Below are 18,835 nucleotides of genomic sequence, written 5' to 3' on the forward strand. Positions count from 1 at the left end.
TATAGATAATTCAAATAAAAACTACAGCTTCGACTTCGCTCAGCTAGCTTACACCGAGGGCTGAGCGAAGTCGAAGCCCGTCTACAAGTTATTTAAAACAACTATACTTATAGCAATGTAAGAGATAACTCAAAAGCCAAGTGGCAGCGCAAAGCGCTGTCACTTGGCTTTTGAGTTTTATGCGTGATTAATTGCGCTGGGATATTAATTCGGCAAAAGCCTGCTCAAAATCTTCCTGTGTAATCTGTAAATCTGCTAACAAACTCACAGCACTGCGTTGATGGCGACGTATCGCAAAGATCGCCGCCCGATTACTAAGAAAGGCTAGATCGGCTCCATTCCAGTTCTCAGTCTTTTCTGCCCAAAATTGGAGATCGAGACTAGCGGCTAGGGGGCGATCGCGATTATGCACAGCCAAAATGGAACTACGGCTATCGGGATCGGGTAGGTCTACCAGCAGATGCAGTTCGATGCGTCCCGATCGCAGCAGGGCGGGATCGATAAAATCGCGCCGATTGGTTGCCGCAATCACCAATAACCCTTCCGTTGATTGCAAGCCATCGAGTTCTGTGAGTAACTGACCGATGACGCGATCGCTCACTCCACTATCGCCTTGATAGCTACCTCTAGCGGGTGCAAGGGTATCGATTTCATCAATAAAAATTACACAGGGAGAGGCTTGACGGGCTTGGGCAAATAACTGTCTGATCGCTTGCTCGGAAGCTCCTACCCATTTAGTCAATAGTTCCGAACCTGCAACGGCAATAAAATTTGCTTGCGCTTGGGTGGCGATCGCTTTGGCGAGCAAGGTTTTGCCCGTTCCAGGAGGACCATAGAGCAGTACCCCACGGGTCGCCTTAGCACGGGTATGGGCATATAGGGCGGGATCGACTAAAGCCCCTGCTACAGCTTCTTGCAGAGTTTGCTTTACCTTCGCGAGTCCGCCAATTTCCGACCATTGGACTTTAGGAACCTGAATTTGCAGCGATCGCAAGACCGCAGGTTTGATTTGTTTCAGCGCCACCTCAAAATCTTCGCGATCGACATCTAGACGATCGGGAATTTCCGTAAGACTAGCTACCTGCCGCCGCAAAGCATTAGTTGCAGCGGCTTGGCAGAGTCCCTTAATATCCGCGCCCACATAACCATGAGCACGATCCGCAATATCATCTAAATCAACATCCCCAGTCAAAGGCATCGATCGCGTATGGATGGAGAGAATCTCGCGACGCGCAGAGCGATCGGGTACAGGAAAAACGATCTCGCGATCGAATCTTCCCGAACGGCGGAGAGCAGGATCGATCGCATCGGGGCGATTGGTTGCCGCTAACACAATTACCCCCTTGGTTTCGGCAAACCCATCCATTAAGCCCAACAACTGAGCCACTAAGCGCTTTTCCACCTCTCCTTCCACATTTGCTCGATTGGGAACGAGGGCATCGATTTCATCAATGAAAATTAAACAGGGAGAAGACTTGACGGCTTTTTCAAAAATTTGGCGCAAGCGAGTTTCTGCTTCACCATAGTATTTGCTAAGGATTTCTGGCGCGACGATCGCCATGTAATTTACGCCCAAGGTATGGGCTAGCGATCGCGCAGTTAGGGTTTTGCCCGTGCCTGAGGAACCAACTAATAAAACGCCCTTGGGTGCGTCTAATCCCAACTTAGCCAAAATATCAGGACGTTTGAGAGGGATTTCGACCAGATCCCGAAGCTGCGCTAAAATATCGCCTAAACCACCGACTAATTCAGCGATCGCTTGCGGCTTTTCGTTGGTGGGGCTATCCTTTGCGGGCTTAACGATATCGGGAGAAGCAACTTCGCGATCGCTACCCGATACGGTAGTAACGCGAGAGCGGGGAATATTACCACGTCGGGGAATGTTGGATAGCGGACGAGAGGTGACGTTTACTTCTGTGCGAATTTCGCCAGATTGCTGCTTTTCTTCTAGTTTTTGAGCAAGATCGATGAGTTGATCGAGGTTTAGTAACTGCTTGACATCATCCACTAAAGATTCTAAACCCTCTACCTTAAAAGCAAATTTGTCCTTAAAACTATCTCTATCATTGCTCATCGATGCTATTTCCTATCGATCTAGACGATCGATCTCTTGATGATTTTGGGCGAGGTGACTATATTCTATGTTAGCGTTGATTTTAATGCTGATTGAGGGGCGATCGCATCAGCATAAAGTAGAAGCAAGTTTTGGCTTTATACCAATTCACAAAAGTGTGACAACGCTTTTGTGAATTCAAAACCAAACCCAGTAAGAGTTTTTAAAGCTCAAAATGGCGTAGCCATTTTGAGCTTTAAAAACTCTTACTGGGTGGCTACAAGAGCTACAAACGCGACAATTTTTAAGGCAGCACAATGACAGCAGATATTTCAATTCCCAAACTATGCCATGTTTTTGTCTATGGCACTCTCAAACCCAATGAAGAGAATTATGCTCAATATTGTGCAGGAAAAACGATCGCTGAACAACAGGCGATCGCCTATGGGGAATTGTTTTCTTTGCCGATGGGTTATCCTGCGATGATTTTGGGTGATCGGCAAATTCATGGTTACTTACTTTCCTTCGCGGAGGCTAGCATCTTAGAATCCCTTGACGATCTAGAAGATTATCAAAGCGATCGTAATGCCTCTGAGAATGCCTATAATCGCTATGAGATAGAAGCTTTTGATTTAGAAGGAAATTTGCTCACCTCGGCATGGGCATATTTCATGACCTTGGAGCAAATCACCAAGTTTGGCGGTGTCCCTCAACTTAATGGATGTTGGACTGGCGGGTAATGATAGCAGTCGCCAAGTGTAAACCCCAAGAATTGACTGGCAGCGCATAGCGCCGCCAGTCAATTCTTGGGGTTTGAGTTGTCCTAAGTGAAGAGACTGCGGCGCATAGCGCCGCTTTTTCTAACGAACTTTACCCCTTTGTGACTCAGCGTCAATAGGCTTGAGCAGATATACCAATAGCAACTGCCAGAAAATCGCAAGGAAGAGCGGTATCTTTTGGAGTTTTTTAATCCATTGGGGGCGATCGCTATTATCAATTGCCATCAGCTTAAAATTGTAATCAACACATTTCTCTAATCTAGGGAAAAATTCGGGATGACTGGTATCCAGTACCGCAGGAAACGCACTAATGGCGGTATTGTTGGTGTTAATGACCACTTGCTTGTTATATTCACGCGCATCTAAGCCAATGGATTTATAAAAATCCGCCCGTTCAAATACGGTGATAGTATGGGTGGCAAATACTGTTAATAAAAAGAAACGCGCCCATAGTTTCGCTTTCCATGTCCCCCATAGCGCTGGTTGCGATCGCAATAAAACCTTAAAGAAATCGCCATGACGATTCTCATCTTGGCACCAACTTTCAAAATATTTAAAGAGAGGATAGAACTGATTTTCTGGATGCTCCTGTAAATGATAGTGAACAAGAATATAGCGCCAGTAGCCAATTTTTTCTGACAAGTAGACAGAATAGATCACCCATTCAGGTTTAAAAAAGGTATAACTCCGCTTCTTGGTCATATTGACCAAATCCAGCGACAGATGGAAATCCTTCATCGCCTTATTGAGAAAACCCGCATGGCGAGCTTCATCCCTTGCCATCAAGTTAAAGGCTTCCGCTAAGAGAGGGCTGCGATCGCTAAGTTGACGCGATAGCTCTTTAAACAGAAGAAAGCCCGAAAACTCAGAGGTGCAAGAGCGTTCAAGAAAATCAATAAAAGCCGCGCGAGTTTCACCATCGATATGTTCCCAAGACTGCAAGAACTCATCATCGCGTTTGTAGTGATAGCGATTGTAATCCGTGCGCAGTTCTTCTACCACGGCTTCTAGTTCAGCCTGCTGGGAAGAGATATCCATTTTGGCGACAGCATCATAATCCGTGGTGTAAAACCTTGGTGTTAGTAGCGTTTCTTTGACAGGAACCTTAATGCCATCGCGCAGAAGTTCAGGTTCAGGGCGAGATTGAATGGAAACCATAGTATTAAATTATAAAAGTATTAAAGTATTAATTTGCGATCAAGATTTTCATAGTTGTCATTTTGGAAATCGCAAAACCTTATTGGGTTTGTTTTTTAAGTAGCTAAGAGTAAACTTAAAACCTAGAGGAGCGTACCGCCTGCTAAGCGGGCGGTACGCTTTCTGGCTTTGGGCTTTAATCATGCCGAACTACTTAATTCACTGAAGTGTTGGCTCACTTCAGTGAATCGGTATTACAGCACTTTTTTGGAGAAAATGAATCATTTTTCTGTCTTCGCCTTTGATATGGTGTGCCAACCAGTCGGTGAGAAATTGAGTGATGTCGGTGGTGATGGTTACCGTGTGGCAATCGCGCATTTGCAGTAATAAACTATCAACGACAGAGAGTAGACGATCGTGGTTTTGTTTATGGCGATCGTAGTCGGGATAGTCCATTGCCATCATTAGCGCCTCTTCCGATTGGAAATGTTCGATGGTGTGAGTTGCCAGATATTCCAGCAACTCTTGCAATCGATAAATACTTTCCCGCGCAACTACTGCCTCATGGAGTGCATTCACAATCTCAAAGATTTGCTGATGCTGTCTGTCAACCTGTAGATTACCAGTGAGGTATTTCTCTTGCCAACAAGCGATCGGGTTCGTTAAAGTAGTAGTCATGGACTTGCGTGAGGGAATAGGGGAAATGGAGATTTTAGGGTTACCGATTTAAATCGATTGCGAGAATTTACCCTGCTCGTTTTTAGTGAGATAGCGATCGAATACCGAGGCGATATTACGGATGAGCAATCTTCCCGCAGGTTTAACTTCAATCCGATCCTGTCTCAATTCAATTAAGCCATCAGCCTCTAACTGGCGCAGCTTCAAACGTTCTGGTGCGAAGTATTTATCAAAATCGCGATCGCAGGTTAAGTGATATTTTGCTTCAATCTCTTGCTGGGATAGTTCAAATTGACACATTAATTCCATAATGATGGAACGGCGCAAGATATCATCGGCATTGAGGGTGACTCCACGTTCAATGGGTAGTTTCCCTGCATCGATCGCTTTATAAAAGTCCTGTATTCCCTTGTGATTCTGGGTATAAACATTTTGCAGCATACTGATCGAAGTCATGCCAAAGCCAAGGAGGTCGGACTCAGGTTTGGTAGTATAACCCTGAAAATTCCGATGCAGATTTCCTTCCCGTTGAGCGATCGCCAATTCATCATCGGGTTTGGCAAAGTGATCCATACCGATGAATACATAACCATGACGGGTTAAAACTTCAATCGTCATTTCCATGATTTGCAGTTTATATTCGGGAGAAGGCAAGGTCTCTGGGGCAATCTTCTTCTTTTGTAAGGGCTTCAACCAAGGCACATAGGCAAAATTAAATACGGCAATGCGATCGGGATCGAGGGCGATCGTTTTTTCTAAGGTTTCATGGAATGTCTCTAAGGTTTGATAGGGCAATCCATAGATCAGATCGACATTCACCCCTTCAAAGCCGACCTCACGCATCCATTGCATTCCCTCAAAAAGCATAGTTTCGGGCTGAATGCGATTAACCGCTTCTTGCACTTGGGGATTAAAATCTTGGATACCGAAACTAATGCGATTAAAACCCAGTTTCCTTAATCCTTGCAAATATTCCTTAGTTAGCGATCGCGGATTGACTTCAATAGATATTTCCGCATCTTGGGCAAAGGTAAAATGACTGTGCAAACAATCCCACAAACGTTCCACTTGCTCAAAGGAAAAATAATTGGGCGTACCGCCGCCCCAATGCATTTGCTGGACGAGGCGATCGCGATTTACCGTAGCGGCAACTTGGGCAATGTGGCGCGTGAGGTAATCTAAATAAGGCTCCGCAATTTCCTTACGCGAACTAATTACGGTATTGCAGCCACAGAAGTAGCAGGGAGCGTCACAAAAGGGAATATGGGCATAGAGGGATAGGGGGGTGTTTTGTAAATTCCCCAAGGAGATCGCGCCCCGAAAATCAAGGGAATTAAAATCTTCGCTGAGTTCCGTTGCAGGTGGATAGCTGGTATATCGGGGCACGGGTTGATTGTATTTATGTAATAAATTAAGCTCGAATTTAACTGTTTGCGATAATTTGCTCATCAACTCAATCTCTATATTTTTTCTACTATTTTTTATATACTCCCTTCCCACCACAGAAATAGACATACAAAACCAAGAATTAGCATTGCGGCGCGAAGCGCCACAATGTCTAATTTTTTACTGGGAAGGGAGTAGCAGTCCTAAATCATTTGTAGATTTTTGGGTTTGTGGAAGCGCCCGTTGGGGGCACTTCCACAAACCATTTAGGATTGCGATATTGGTTATGCCAATCTTAAAAATGGCAATGCCATTGTGAGAATCTCGAAAGCTTAAGGGGGTTGTTTTCGCTAATTTGTCTCAAGCCGCATGGCTGTGACGCTCGGTGCTACCGACCCGATCCTGCTTGGTGAGTAGTTCAAAGATATGGGGATCGAGTACGGCTCGGAGATCGGCTTCTAACTCGTTGACGACATTCCGATTGAGCGTAAAGGCGTAGTTTGCCTCGGCAACAATTCTCAAGATCGTTTCCTCATCCACAGAAAGATCGTCTAAAGTTTGGCGATACTTCTCTTTAAAAGTTCTCTTTGCCTCAATACTTGGCAATTGCTCGAACTCATAGAAATCCGTACCGCGATCGCTTGGTAAATCCAGAGCCGAACGGATAATATGTTTCAAAGCTTGCCCACCCGAAAGATCGCCCATGTAACGCGTGTAGGAATGGGCAATTAAACAGGCAGGATCGGTCTGGGAGAGTTCAAGAATGCGATCAACATAAACCTGTCCAGCCGCCAATGGAACAATTTGCGATCGCCAGTCTTCGCCATAATAAAAGGTCAAATCCCGTTCTAAGCTCGACTGGCGATCGAGTTCGAGGAAGCACATTTGACCGACGATCGGATGATGCAAATGGCGTTTTAACTCTGCTTCCAGCACACTATATACGAGATAAAGATTAGCTAATAGTTTTCTAAAGGGAACGACTTCGACAATCCCCTTTAAAAAGCACTTCATAAATGCAGTATTCTCGGCAGCAGTATGCGATTGTTTTGTGCCTTCGCGCAGACGGGTAGCTAGGTAACTAGTCATCGGCATTTACTTACTTAACTTCATGCCTGCATCCTAATTCTTATACCTATATATAATGTCAAGCAAAGTTTTGTATCGTAACGAAAGAGCTACAGCGCTTTGCGCTCAAATCCAAGAAGAGAATGCAATACATTTTCTTCTTGGATTTGAGCGATCACCTAAACGATCAGTTGATATTTCACCTGTGCCAAGCGATAGAGAGGTCGCCATACTAGACGATTAGTGGTGACCACCAGTAGCGACATCACAATAGTGGAAGCCAATAGAAGCGGAAAATCTCCCACATCAGAAGCCTGAGTAATCGTCGATCCCAGCCCCGTTGCTGTCAGGATCTTACCTTGGAATTTAATATATTCTCCAGCAATACTGGCATTCCATGCACCTCCAACCGCTGTAATAATCCCAGTCACCAAGTACGGGAAAATTCCTGGCAAAATCAACGTTCGCCAGCGCTCTAATGATGAGAGTTTGTAAACCCTTGCCGCCTCAAATAGTTCTGAAGGAATGGCTTGCGCCCCTGCAATTACATTGAACAGGATATACCACATACTTCCTAAGGTCATCAGAATGACAGCTCCAACATCCAAACCACCACCAAAATTTGCTAATCCCAATAATAGAATTGGGAATAGAGCCGTCGCAGGAACTGAAGCCGCAATCTGAACAATTGGTTGCAAAAATTGAGCTAGTTTTGGACTCCGACCGATCGTTACGCCAATAGGAACCGTAATCAGGAGGGAGAGAATCAGTACCACTAATACACGAATGGAAGTAAATGCGGCTCCGAGAATCACCTGTTGCCAAGAACTCAAGGGCATTTTACTAAGCAACAGTATCGCTTCTAAGGTTCCACCTAAAACCAAAAATCCTACTGCTCCTAATAAAATCCAATTTAACCAATTCATCCATTTAGAATTCCTATGGTTAGCGCTCGGAGAACTTTGCACTTTACCACTAAATCCGCGATTAAAAGCCTCAGAAACAGGTACAAATAAACGTTCGCTGACGATTCGCATCGTAGGCGATCGCCTCAGAAAGTCTAATATCCGTGATTCTGGCACTTGGGTTGCCTCAACGGTCTCATACTTAAACTTTTCTGCCCAAGCAATCATTGGTCGCCAAATCACATAATCGATAATCGTAATAATGCCGATGAGAACGATAATCCCCCAAAAAATTGCCCAATTGTCACCTTTATCTGCGGCAGCTTTGAGAAATGCACCCAATCCTGGAAGCGTAAAGTTGCGATCGGAGAGGGTAAAAGATTCCGTTTGCATCAAAAAGAACCATCCCCCCGCCACTGACATCACACTATTCCAAACCAAACCCACTACCCCTGAAGGCAATTCCAAAGTCCAAAACCGCTGCCAAGCCGAGAGGCGATAAACTTGACTGGCTTCAATTAGTTCTTGAGGAATGCTATTTAGGGATTGATAAAAGCTGAAGGTCATATTCCAAGTCATCCCCGTGAAGATGAGTAAAATCGATGCTAGCTCGATCCCCAATCTTTGTCCAGGAAATAGACCAACCAAAGCAAGGACTACCGCAGGCAAAAATGATAGGACGGGAATAGACTGAAGAATATCTAGTAATGGAACCAGTACTTTTGCCCATGCCGCTGACCGATAGGCTACATAGGCATAAACCAAGGTAAAAACCAGTGACAAACCATAGGCAGCCAGCATTCGCACTAAGGTTTGCAAAGCATAGGTTGGTAAAAATGAAAGTGATAGATTAATGACATAGTCACTATCGTAAGTGCCCGTAAATTTACTGGCAGTCTGAACGATAATGAAGATCAAGGAGATAATCGCTAAGGGTAGTAAAACATCGCCAATACTCCAACGCGAACGAAATTCTGCCTTGGGATCGATAGTGGGTTGATACATAAGCAATCCTGACTAAAAAATGGGCTAGATAGATAAGGCTAGATAGATAAGGCTGGATAGATAAGGCTGGATAGATAAGGCTGGATAGATAAATTGATTGAGTTCTATTCAGACTCTTCAGATTCAGTTACACTCTCTTCAATAAAGATTTCACCCGATGGTTCGTCATAGCTATATAGCTCCGCATAGCGTCCCCAATCCATCGCCGTTCTGAGCTGCCGTTGCGCTTCTTTATTGGTGAAATAATTTTCTAGAATGTCAAGTACCAATTCCTCAGAAATTCGATGATTGCGTTTGGCTTGCAATAGCTGACAAATTTGTTGTACTAGACGAATGTGTTGCTGAAGCGATTCACGAATGATTGCTTTTCGCTCGTCAATACTACTGTTAATGAATTTCTCACCCCTCGGCGCTAGTTGAATGTCACCTTCAGTGATCGCGACTAGATCCATTAACTTACTAGCTTCAACAATTGGTAATAAGTCATCAACTTCCAATAAAAGTTCTTGAGCAAGGCGATATAAATCTTTTTCCTGCCTTCCTTCTAGAAGTTCCAGCAAACCAGCAACCGAACCAATGCGTACATGGGGTAAAGATTGATATTTCGGTGAAGCAGGTGGCTTGGGCGTAGAAGTTGTGGTTGCAGCTTGGGATGAACTGTCTGGGAGATCGGGATTAGTCAGAATTTTATAAACCTGATCGACTAAGGCCTGAAACTCTGGACTCTTGCGATCGCGATAATGGGGCAACTTAATCGGTAAATCGGCGCGAATCCGCCCTGGATTACGACCTAACACAATAACGCGATCGGCTAGGGTCACCGCCTCTTCGATCCCGTGGGTCACGATTAAAATTGATTTAGTAGGAATGCGCTTTTCTAACCACAAATCGAGCAATTCAAATCGTAAGTTCTCGGCAGTCAGTACATCTAAAGCTGAGAACGGTTCATCCATACATAAAAGTTCGGGCTCTACCGCCAAAGCTCTCGCAAAACCAACCCTCTGCCGCATTCCACCAGAGAGTTCCTTTGGATAAGCATTTTCAAAGCCATCTAAGCCGATTACGTCGATCATACGAAGGGCTTTTTGGATGCGCGTGTCCTTTGCCTCACCTTTAGCTTTTAAGCCTAGTTCCACATTTTCAAGAACGGTTAACCAAGGGTAAAGGGCAAAATTTTGAAAGACGATCGCTACTCCAGGATTTAAACCCATCAATTGGCGATTGTAATACAATACTTTGCCGCTAGAAGGTGAAATCAAGCCTGCAATCATCCGCATCAGTGTTGATTTGCCAGAGCCTGATGGCCCCAGCAATGCAATAATTTCACCGACTTGCAACTGGCAGTTAATATTTTCAATAATAGATATAGTCTGCCCATTGGGTTGTAAGTAAGACTTCCCAAGATTCTCTAAAGCTATAAAGCTATTTTTTTCGACGTTTTGAACCATAATATTATCTGTGCAGGTATTCTAAGCTACATAGATAGGGAAGTTTTCGCTACCCAACCCAATACATTATCAGCTAATAGGGAGCATAATTAGAACTACTTAGAACTACTTGCGTTTAGACTTACCGCTTACAGCCCATACAAATCCCTAAACCATTTCACAAATTTCTGAGCATTGGGATGTTTGGGATCAAGCACCGTTTCTTTAACCGCTTGATGTAATTGTCGTCCTGGGGGATCTTGCCAAGCGAGCCAAGTGTAAATATTGGCTTTGTCATATTGTACTTCTGCCAGTTTCGCTCCCCTGTTTATTGCTTCTTGGACTGACGATTGAGCAAATTGCCATAGTGGTTCACTATCGTCAGGAATCATATAGGCTAAAAAAGTCTCTAACATCCCTCGCTGAAAATTGTCAGGCATCAACCAAACTCCAAATTTAAGCTCTTTTGTGACTTCGCAAATTAAGCCATCTTCAGGCAATTCTTTGGGCAAATTTGGAATACTGGCTTGACATCGATTTCTGATGCTTTCCCAACGACCAAGAGGGTTGTCATCTGCATCAATAATTACTCCAAGTTGAGATAGAGAAGACTCTTTTAAGCGAGTTTTAAGCTGATTTAATAATTTGGCATATCCTCCACATGAATGAATATGAGGAATGAGAGGATCATCTAGAGTCCATATCACCCCATTTTTTTCAATTAACTCAGGGATTACCCGTTTATCGTCATCTCCTTCCACAAGCAATAGCCTTGTTTTTGTACTCATGACCTAGCGCACCTCGATCCCTTCTTCAGCAGCGATCGCAATTTCATCTTCAGTAAAGACAATACTGTGAGGTTTCCCTTTCTCAACTCGATGAATGGTAATTCCATCTTCACTAGGGTTTTCAGCATTGGCAATATCCGCTAAACTCTTCCAGCAATCATTGCTATGAGTCGTCGCAAAAATCTGCACATTAAGGCGTTTTGCAGTTTCCCAGAGCATTTTCCACATATCAGCCATTACTGTAAAGTGTAGCCCCGTATCAATTTCATCCACCAATAAAACTCCATCTTTCGCATTTACAATCGCTAAAGCAAGTCCTAGCATTCGCCACATTCCATCACCCATGCTACCAATTGGGATACGTTGATTTTCATTAGCAAGCTGCATAACAAAGCCGCTACGTGCTCCTTTATATTTATGCTTCCCAGAAGTAAGCGTTGCAATTCTCTTTATTCGAGGTTCAACAATTTGCATAGCTTGTGTAACAAGATCTTCTTCTGGTGTCAGTACTATCATTTCAAATAAATCAATCGCTTTTTCATTACTTAATGATGATGAGTTTATAAATTGGACGTATGAAGGCTGCTCTGCTAAGCTCTTCCTAGCATCTTGCAATGATTTAAGCGATACATTCCCATCTTTAGACAATGAGAGTTCTATTTTAGATTCTTCTGCCAAATACCAATCTGGATTTGTCAAATTCTTAATATAATTAGTTCTTTTGATGTACAACATTGGCAAGTAAGAATCTTCGCTGATTTCCTTATAGTCTATAGAAATAGTGATTTCTTTTCTTACATCATTAATATCATCTTTCCCAGTAATTAAAAGGTTACTACCGATCTCAATTTCATGTCCACAAAAAAGATGGCGAATTACCAAGTCTTTATCTCGATCCTCTTCTTTATCAAGATACTCACTTCGATTAATCACAACATCACTTAATACTTCAAAATTAGGTGATTTATTTAGAAGTAATTGAAGTGCTTCTAAAATAGAAGTCTTACCACTATTATTAGTGCCAACAATGAGATTTAATCTACCAAGTTGTTGCATCTCAAAAGATAGGAAACAACGGAAACTTTCTATTTTGAGGGACTTTAGCATAATTGGTTACTAGGCAGAAAAATAATTATATGTAGGATGGGTTAGCGATCGCGTAACCCATCATCTTTGAACTTTCTTTAACTGTATAGATGCGTTACGTTACACTAACGCATCCTACAAATAATTAATACTTCCTAATTTTAACTTTTAATCCATTTAAGCACTGAAGTACTTAGCTACAGGATGATGGACAATCAACGCAGTGGTTGACTGTTCGGGATAGAGTTGTTCGCTCTCATCCATTTCTAAACCAACACGCTTAGCATCGAGCAGATCGAGAAGCTTGTACTGATCCTGCATATTTGGACAGGCGGGATAGCCGAAACTATAGCGAGAGCCATGATAGCGCTGAGCGAGAATATCGCGGATATTATCGGGATCTTCACCACCAAAGCCAAGTTCATGACGAATGCGTGTATGAGTCCATTCCGCCACTGCTTCCGCCATCTGCACCGCTAGACCATGAAAATAGAGGTAATCGGTATATTGATTCGCCTTGAATAGTCCCTGAGCAAATTCAGTGGCAATATGTCCCACGGTGACAGCTTGCAAGGGCAAGACATCAATGATTCCTGATTCCTTGGGTGAGAAGAAATCGGCAATACAGAGACGACGCTGGGACTTTTGGCGAGGGAACACAAAGGAGTTGATTGGCTCAGCATTCTTGATATTGTCGATATCTTGAGGATCGTAAACATAGACCGTATTTCCTTCCGCTAGGATGGGGAAATAGCCGTAGACTGAGGTTGGTGCTAATAGTTTCTCATTAATGATGCGTTCCTTCCATGTATGCAGAATTGGATAAACGGTTTCCAGCAAAAATTGGTCATATTCCTCGCGAGATTGTCCTTGGGGCTTACGGAATTGCCATTGACCTGCAAAAAGTGCTTGCAAATCGAGATTCCAGAATAGATCCTCAATGGGAATATCTGCACCTTGGAGAATCTTCGTTCCCCAGAATGGAGGCGTAGGACGGGAGATATCGGTAGCAACTGCATCAGAACGACCAATATCTAAATACCGTTCCGCAAGCGCCACCTCTTTTTTCGCCTTATCCTCAGCCGCAGTGGTCGTACTTTCAGCAGTCTCCGCTACTTCATCAAGGGCTAGATTCTCATCTAAGAAGCCTTTACCATCTTCCCATTTGCCCTCAGCCTTGGCGGGCATATATTTGTCCATGAAGTTGAGGTCAGAGAAGGCATCTTTACCATAGATAACTTTGCCATTATAAACATTCTGACAATCGTTATACACAAATTTAGGCGTGAGCGCTGCACCGCCGAGAATGACGGGAACAGTGATGCCGCGATTGTTAAATTCCTGCAAGTTGTCTTTCATGAAGGCGGTGGATTTGACCAACAAGCCGCTCATGGCAATACAGTCAGCTTTGCATTCTTCATAGGCTTGAATGATATTCTCTACCGATTGCTTGATGCCGATATTGACAACTTTGTAGCCATTATTGGAGAGAATAATATCGACGAGGTTTTTGCCAATATCATGGACATCGCCCTTTACCGTCGCGATCAGGAATACGCCTTTATTGGAACCTTCGGCTTTTTCCATGAACTTCTCTAGGAAAGCAACTGCCGATTTCATGGTTTCGGCAGATTGCAGCACAAAGGGAAGTTGCATCTGTCCTGAGCCGAAGAGTTCACCCACAACTTTCATACCCTCGAGCAGGAATTGATTGATAATTACGAGCGGCTCATAGATTTTCAGAGCTTCAGTGAGCGCATCATCTAAACCAATGCGATCGCCATCAATAATATGATTTTTGAGCTTTTCTTCAATGGAGAGATTATCGTCAACGACTTTAATACGCTTGGCGGAAACTCCTTCAAAGAGCTTTGTAAATTCCCCAAGGGGATCGTAGGTACAGATATCACCATCGAATTGACGCTGATCGAAGATGAGTTGACGGGCTACTTCTAGTTCTCTTTCAGGAATGCGGTTAAGCGGCACGATCTTGCTAGCATGGACAATCGATGAATCCATACCGACTTTCATCGCTTCATGCAAGAAGACGGAGTTAAGAACAATCCGAGAAGCAGGATTTAAACCAAAGGAAACATTGGAAACCCCAAGCAAAATATGGGTTTCGGGCATTGCTTCCTTAATGCGGCGAATGGATTCAATCGTGGCGGCGGCATTCTGGCGATCCTCTTCGATCCCTGTGGAAATGGGTAGAGCGAGCGTATCAAAGAAGATCTCACTAGCGGGCATTCCTAATTCTTCCGTAGCTTGCTTATAGGCGCGGGAAGCAATTTGGAACTTTTTGTCGGCAGTTCTTGCCATGCCCTCTTCATCGATCGTACCGATGACGATTCCCGCGCCATATTGCTTGGCGAGACTCACGACTTTGCAGAAGCGTTCCTCACCATCCTCATAGTTAGTGGAGTTGAGAATGCATTTACCACCCGCCACCTTTAACCCTGCTTCCATCTTTTCCCATTCAGTGGAATCGAGCATGAGCGGCAAAGTCACGTTAGTGACGAGACGCGATACTAGTTCGTGCATATCCCGCACGCCATCGCGTCCCACATAGTCCACGTTAACATCGAGAATATGTGCGCCTTCCTTAACTTGCGATCGCGCGATCGCCACCAGCCCATCCCAATCCTCTGCATTGAGGAGATCGCGAGTCTTCTTAGAGCCACTGGCATTTAATCGCTCCCCGACAATTAGGAAAGAATTGTCTTGAATATAGGGCTGAGAGCTATAAATGGAAGCCGCCGAAGGCACGACGAGGGGTTCGCGCTTTTTCGGTTTGAGAGTTTTGGCAGCATCGGCTAAAGCCTTGATGTGAGAGGGGCGCGTGCCACAGCAACCACCGATAATCTGCACGCCTAAATTTTCGACAAAGTGAGATAGATGTCCCTTCAGATCGTCGGGAGTGAGGCGATAAAAGGCTTGTCCACCAACGTTTTCAGGTAAGCCTGCATTGGGTACACAGGACACCACAAAGGGAGAATGGGCGCTTAAATACTGGATATGCTCCTTCATCAGGTCGGGACCTGTCGCGCAGTTCAGCCCTAAGATGTCGATGGGATAGGGTTCGAGGATGGTCACGACTGCGGAAATGTCGGAGCCGACGAGCATTGTGCCTGTGGTTTCCATCGTCACCGAAACCATGACAGGAATACGAGGTTTGCCCACGGCGGTTTTCTTGTCAAAAAATTCAGCGATCGCATTGAGCGCGACCTTAATTTGCAGGACATCCTGACAGGTTTCAATTAATAATAAATCCGCGCCGCCATCGTACAGCCCTTCAATCTGCTCGATAAAGGACTGTTTCATCGTATCGAAATCAATATGCAGCAGAGTCGGCAACTTGGTGGTTGGACCGATCGAGCCCGCCACAAAACGGGGTTTCTCTGGGGTGGAAAATTCGGCAGCTACGGACTTGGCTAACTCTGTTGCTTTTTTGCTGAGTTCGTAGGCTAAATGCCCCAAATTATATTCATTCAAAACGATCGACGTACCGCCAAAGGTATCCGTCTCGATCACATCGGCTCCCGCTGCCAAAAAGTCGCGATGCACTGTCGCCACTGCTTCAGGTTTCGTCATCACCAGATACTCGTTGCAGCCCTCATACTCTGCGCCGCCAAAGTCTTCGGCGGTGAGGTTTTGGACTTGTAAATTTGTACCCATCGCACCATCAAAGACAATGACGGGGCGATCGCTGCTGTGAAGACGTTCCAGAAACAGGCTGGTCATTTGATCTATACCCTAAGCTAACAAAGTGACTCTAGATGCCCATTATATCAAACTATATCAAGCAGAACGTCTTCATAAAACTGCTCGATCGCTGCTTGAAATCCTAAACTTGCAAATTCCACTACTTCCCCTTGACCGAAGGGAAATAGTTCCCATCGATTCTCAGCATTACGCCGAAAAACATCTATTTGGATAGAACTCTGCTCGATCAAAACATATTCTTGCAATGTTTCAATCTGGCGATATTCAGCAAATTTTTCACCACGATCGCGACTTGCTGTAGATGACGGAGAAAGTACTTCGATAATCAGTTTGGGAAATTGCTTGCGATCATTAGGGATACGATCGCGGGAATCACAGGTGACGAATAAATCAGGATAGTAGAAGACCTTTTGATGGGGTATCTCCAGTTTCATATCTGTGGAATATAGCCGACAACCTTTTTGACGGACAAAGTTAATCAATAAAGCCACAGCATTATTGGTGATTGTGACATGATTATCGCTTGCGCCTGCCATTGCATAGATTTTACCTCTAATATATTCCCGTTTAACTTCGCTTTGAGGTTCGGTTTGTAGATATTCTTCTACAGCAATTAGAGTAGGTTTGGGAAGTGCCACCATAGATTTATTGAGATTTATCGCGATCGCCTTGTTATGATGCAATTATAATGGATATTCCTGTCTTGATTGAGCAGTTAAATGAGCTAGTTAAGAGCTAGCTAAGCGTGAGCTATAGCCTGTTAACAAATTTGTATGATAATAAGCAGTAAATAATCGTTAACTGCTCAATTATGACCAATAACAATAGCAACGATGGCAAACGCGAGATCAAGATTTATAAGAAAACCTATCGCTTGCCAGCTTTGTCGGGAGGCAAGCTCGATCAATTACAAAAGCAGATTCGTCAGCGCAATGAGCATTTAACTAAGGGTAAATTAGTTGTCAGAAAGGAAGAACAACGGGGAATATTTAGTAAAAAGATCATTGAACATAAAACCCTTAAGCCACTCACGTTTGAGGAGCGCTATCAAGAACTAAATGCGATCGTTCAAAATTATGACCAAATGGTGCTGGTTCTCAAACATCATCAATACGACTATCAAAAATTCTTTCAGGAATTAGCAAAGGAAATTAAGGAAACTATTGGCGAAAATTGCAAGGCGATCGCCGAAAAAGAAACCAAGCGACTGCTCAAAGAACAGCAAGAACGTCAGAAAGCCAACCCCAATCCGCAAGTTTTAGCAATGCTGGGGAATATGCAATCACAACTGTTTGATATTGCCAAATCAACGGGTTATGCGGCGGTACTAATGCTCAAAAAGTTAGATTTGATGAGTGAGAGCCTCAAACGCATTGCTAGCGATCAAGATTCGCAAAAACAGTTATTAGCACAGGTACTTGAAGAAATTAGATCGCAAAAGGAGCTTTATGAACTGCAATTAGAAATTAATGCGCTGCAAGCTAAAACTGCGGAATTTGTAGATATTGCCCTCAATTTTGAAGAATACATGAAGCCGTTTATGGGCAGTTTTCAAGATTTATTGACTAATGTCTCCAAAGTAGACAAAGAACTCTCTAAAGCGATGGATGAGATTCAGAATATTGCTAATTTGCTAGAAGCCCAACAGTTTCGCAGTATCGAGTCCGATCGCGAATCCCAGCGTATTGCCAATTTCCTCGCAACTGGTGAAATGAAAAAAGATCGGCTTCAGGATGCGCTAGAGCAAATGGGTAATGTGCGATCGCAGGCAGATTTTGATGCTCAGATGATGGGAACTGGTAAGGGAGTAACAATTTCTGATTGTTTGGCAAATATTCGCGAGTTTTTAGATTTAAAACTAGAAGCAGTTACAGAAATTGATATACCTGCGATCGCCATCAATGAGCCAGATCTAAAACTTGATATTTATACCTCTGAAGATAGCCTCACCCTAGATCTTGGTAATGGCATTAACCTAGAGCTAGTGAGAGTTAGCGCAGGCAAGTTTAAAATGGGGAGCAATGAATATGACTCTGAGAAACCCATTCATGAGGTGCAGCTAAAGGAATTTCTCATCGGTAAATATACTGTTACTAATGCCCAATGGCGATCGTTGATGAAAACCAAAGGCTCAGCAAATTACGACAAAAAGTTTCAAGGGGATTTGCAGCCCGTTGTGGGAGTGTCTTGGCATGAAGCTAGAGCTTTTTGTCTCAAGCTATCGCAGCAAACGGGGCGGGAGGTAAGACTGCCCACCGAGGCGGAATGGGAATATGCGGCGAGAGGTGCGAATCAAAGCAAAGGCTTTACCTATGCGGGTAGCAGGAATCTAGGTGAGGTGGCTTGGTACACCGATAATAGCGGCAGCGTAACCCATCCAGTGGGGCAGAAAAAGGCTAATGAGCTTGATATTTATGACATGAGCGGCAATGTCTGGGAATGGTGTTTAGACGAGTGGCACGGTAGCTACGCTGATAAACCAGAAAATCTCAAGAAACAGGGAAATCTAGCATGGGGCGATCTTAATGTAGACAATAATGATAATCGTTCTCGCCTGCTGCGCGGCGGTTCTTGGGACTTCCTTGCGAGGTACTGTCGTGCTGCCTTTCGCGGCAGGTACGGCGCGCTTTTTCAGTGCAACGGCGTTGGTTTTCGGGTTCTTCTCGTTTCTTCTTCGTGAGGACTTCGTTTACCCTTTGCTCTTTTTCCCTCTTGCCCTCTGTATTCCCTATTTCGCCTTTGGCGATCAAATTTTTTTATAGATAATTTAAATAAAAACTACAGCTTCGACTTCGCTCAG

General features: G+C 44.0%; 13 protein-coding genes. 2 read left to right on the plus strand and 11 right to left on the minus strand.

Annotated elements, in window-relative coordinates:
* Positions 1 to 187: 187 nt before the first annotated feature.
* Positions 188 to 2,074 carry an AAA family ATPase gene (locus AC805_RS06960; RefSeq protein ID WP_197278659.1) on the minus strand — a complete coding sequence of 629 codons (1,887 nt, stop codon included), beginning with the start codon at positions 2,072 to 2,074 and terminating at the stop codon, positions 188 to 190.
* Positions 2,075 to 2,370: 296 nt separating this feature from the next.
* Between AC805_RS06960 and AC805_RS06965 the strand changes: the two genes are divergently transcribed.
* Entirely contained in the window at positions 2,371 to 2,793 is a 423-nt protein-coding gene (locus AC805_RS06965; protein ID WP_055074742.1) for a gamma-glutamylcyclotransferase, read from the plus strand.
* A gap of 120 nt (positions 2,794 to 2,913) precedes the next feature.
* On the opposite strand, the gene acsF is transcribed toward AC805_RS06965, so the two are convergent.
* From acsF to AC805_RS07015, 10 genes are all read right to left on the minus strand, one after another.
* The gene (acsF, locus tag AC805_RS06970) at positions 2,914 to 3,990 is read right to left on the minus strand and encodes a magnesium-protoporphyrin IX monomethyl ester (oxidative) cyclase (protein ID WP_055074743.1); all 1,077 of its coding nucleotides are present in this window, start codon (positions 3,988 to 3,990) and stop codon (positions 2,914 to 2,916) included.
* 219 nt (positions 3,991 to 4,209) lie between these two features.
* On the minus strand, positions 4,210 to 4,647 hold the full coding sequence (locus AC805_RS06975) for a bacteriohemerythrin (RefSeq protein WP_055074744.1): 438 nt from the start codon (positions 4,645 to 4,647) through the stop codon (positions 4,210 to 4,212).
* A gap of 48 nt (positions 4,648 to 4,695) precedes the next feature.
* A complete protein-coding gene (gene hemN / locus AC805_RS06980; RefSeq protein ID WP_055074745.1) occupies positions 4,696 to 6,096 on the minus strand; it encodes an oxygen-independent coproporphyrinogen III oxidase in 1,401 nt (466 codons plus the stop codon).
* 297 nt (positions 6,097 to 6,393) lie between these two features.
* Positions 6,394 to 7,122 carry a heme oxygenase (biliverdin-producing) gene (locus tag AC805_RS06985; RefSeq protein WP_055074746.1) on the minus strand — a complete coding sequence of 243 codons (729 nt, stop codon included), beginning with the start codon at positions 7,120 to 7,122 and terminating at the stop codon, positions 6,394 to 6,396.
* A gap of 158 nt (positions 7,123 to 7,280) precedes the next feature.
* Positions 7,281 to 9,011, minus strand: coding sequence for an ABC transporter permease subunit (locus tag AC805_RS06990; RefSeq protein ID WP_055074747.1), 1,731 nt, complete (start codon positions 9,009 to 9,011; stop codon positions 7,281 to 7,283).
* A gap of 104 nt (positions 9,012 to 9,115) precedes the next feature.
* Positions 9,116 to 10,459, minus strand: a complete 1,344-nt coding sequence (locus AC805_RS06995; RefSeq protein ID WP_055074748.1) for a nitrate/sulfonate/bicarbonate ABC transporter ATP-binding protein — start codon at positions 10,457 to 10,459, stop codon at positions 9,116 to 9,118.
* A gap of 128 nt (positions 10,460 to 10,587) precedes the next feature.
* Positions 10,588 to 11,226: a DUF3226 domain-containing protein gene (locus tag AC805_RS07000; protein WP_055074749.1), complete on the minus strand. Its 639-nt coding sequence runs from the start codon at positions 11,224 to 11,226 to the stop codon at positions 10,588 to 10,590.
* A 3-nt stretch (positions 11,227 to 11,229) separates the two neighbouring features.
* The gene (locus AC805_RS07005; RefSeq protein ID WP_055074750.1) at positions 11,230 to 12,333 is read right to left on the minus strand and encodes an ATP/GTP-binding protein; all 1,104 of its coding nucleotides are present in this window, start codon (positions 12,331 to 12,333) and stop codon (positions 11,230 to 11,232) included.
* Positions 12,334 to 12,489: 156 nt separating this feature from the next.
* Positions 12,490 to 16,053 (minus strand): methionine synthase, encoded by a 3,564-nt coding sequence (gene metH, locus AC805_RS07010; RefSeq protein WP_055074751.1) that lies wholly within the window; start codon positions 16,051 to 16,053, stop codon positions 12,490 to 12,492.
* Between the two features lie 47 nt (positions 16,054 to 16,100).
* The gene (locus AC805_RS07015; protein WP_197278660.1) at positions 16,101 to 16,718 is read right to left on the minus strand and encodes a Uma2 family endonuclease; all 618 of its coding nucleotides are present in this window, start codon (positions 16,716 to 16,718) and stop codon (positions 16,101 to 16,103) included.
* A 128-nt stretch (positions 16,719 to 16,846) separates the two neighbouring features.
* Between AC805_RS07015 and AC805_RS07020 the strand changes: the two genes are divergently transcribed.
* Entirely contained in the window at positions 16,847 to 18,715 is a 1,869-nt protein-coding gene (locus AC805_RS07020; RefSeq protein ID WP_055074752.1) for a formylglycine-generating enzyme family protein, read from the plus strand.
* Positions 18,716 to 18,835 lie beyond the last annotated feature (120 nt).

Source organism: Pseudanabaena sp. 'Roaring Creek', from assembly GCF_001402795.1.
Lineage (GTDB): Bacteria > Cyanobacteriota > Cyanobacteriia > Pseudanabaenales > Pseudanabaenaceae > Pseudanabaena.

What these genes read in the sequence shown, in the direction of transcription:
- AC805_RS06960 (WP_197278659.1), bottom strand. Translation starts at nt 2,074, where the DNA reads ATGAGCAATGATAGAGATAGTTTTAAGGACAAATTTGCTTTTAAGGTA.
- AC805_RS06965 (WP_055074742.1), top strand. Translation starts at nt 2,371, where the DNA reads ATGACAGCAGATATTTCAATTCCCAAACTATGCCATGTTTTTGTCTAT.
- acsF (WP_055074743.1), bottom strand. Translation starts at nt 3,990, where the DNA reads ATGGTTTCCATTCAATCTCGCCCTGAACCTGAACTTCTGCGCGATGGC.
- AC805_RS06975 (WP_055074744.1), bottom strand. Translation starts at nt 4,647, where the DNA reads ATGACTACTACTTTAACGAACCCGATCGCTTGTTGGCAAGAGAAATAC.
- hemN (WP_055074745.1), bottom strand. Translation starts at nt 6,096, where the DNA reads ATGAGCAAATTATCGCAAACAGTTAAATTCGAGCTTAATTTATTACAT.
- AC805_RS06985 (WP_055074746.1), bottom strand. Translation starts at nt 7,122, where the DNA reads ATGACTAGTTACCTAGCTACCCGTCTGCGCGAAGGCACAAAACAATCG.
- AC805_RS06990 (WP_055074747.1), bottom strand. Translation starts at nt 9,011, where the DNA reads ATGTATCAACCCACTATCGATCCCAAGGCAGAATTTCGTTCGCGTTGG.
- AC805_RS06995 (WP_055074748.1), bottom strand. Translation starts at nt 10,459, where the DNA reads ATGGTTCAAAACGTCGAAAAAAATAGCTTTATAGCTTTAGAGAATCTT.
- AC805_RS07000 (WP_055074749.1), bottom strand. Translation starts at nt 11,226, where the DNA reads ATGAGTACAAAAACAAGGCTATTGCTTGTGGAAGGAGATGACGATAAA.
- AC805_RS07005 (WP_055074750.1), bottom strand. Translation starts at nt 12,333, where the DNA reads ATGCTAAAGTCCCTCAAAATAGAAAGTTTCCGTTGTTTCCTATCTTTT.
- metH (WP_055074751.1), bottom strand. Translation starts at nt 16,053, where the DNA reads ATGACCAGCCTGTTTCTGGAACGTCTTCACAGCAGCGATCGCCCCGTC.
- AC805_RS07020 (WP_055074752.1), top strand. Translation starts at nt 16,847, where the DNA reads ATGACCAATAACAATAGCAACGATGGCAAACGCGAGATCAAGATTTAT.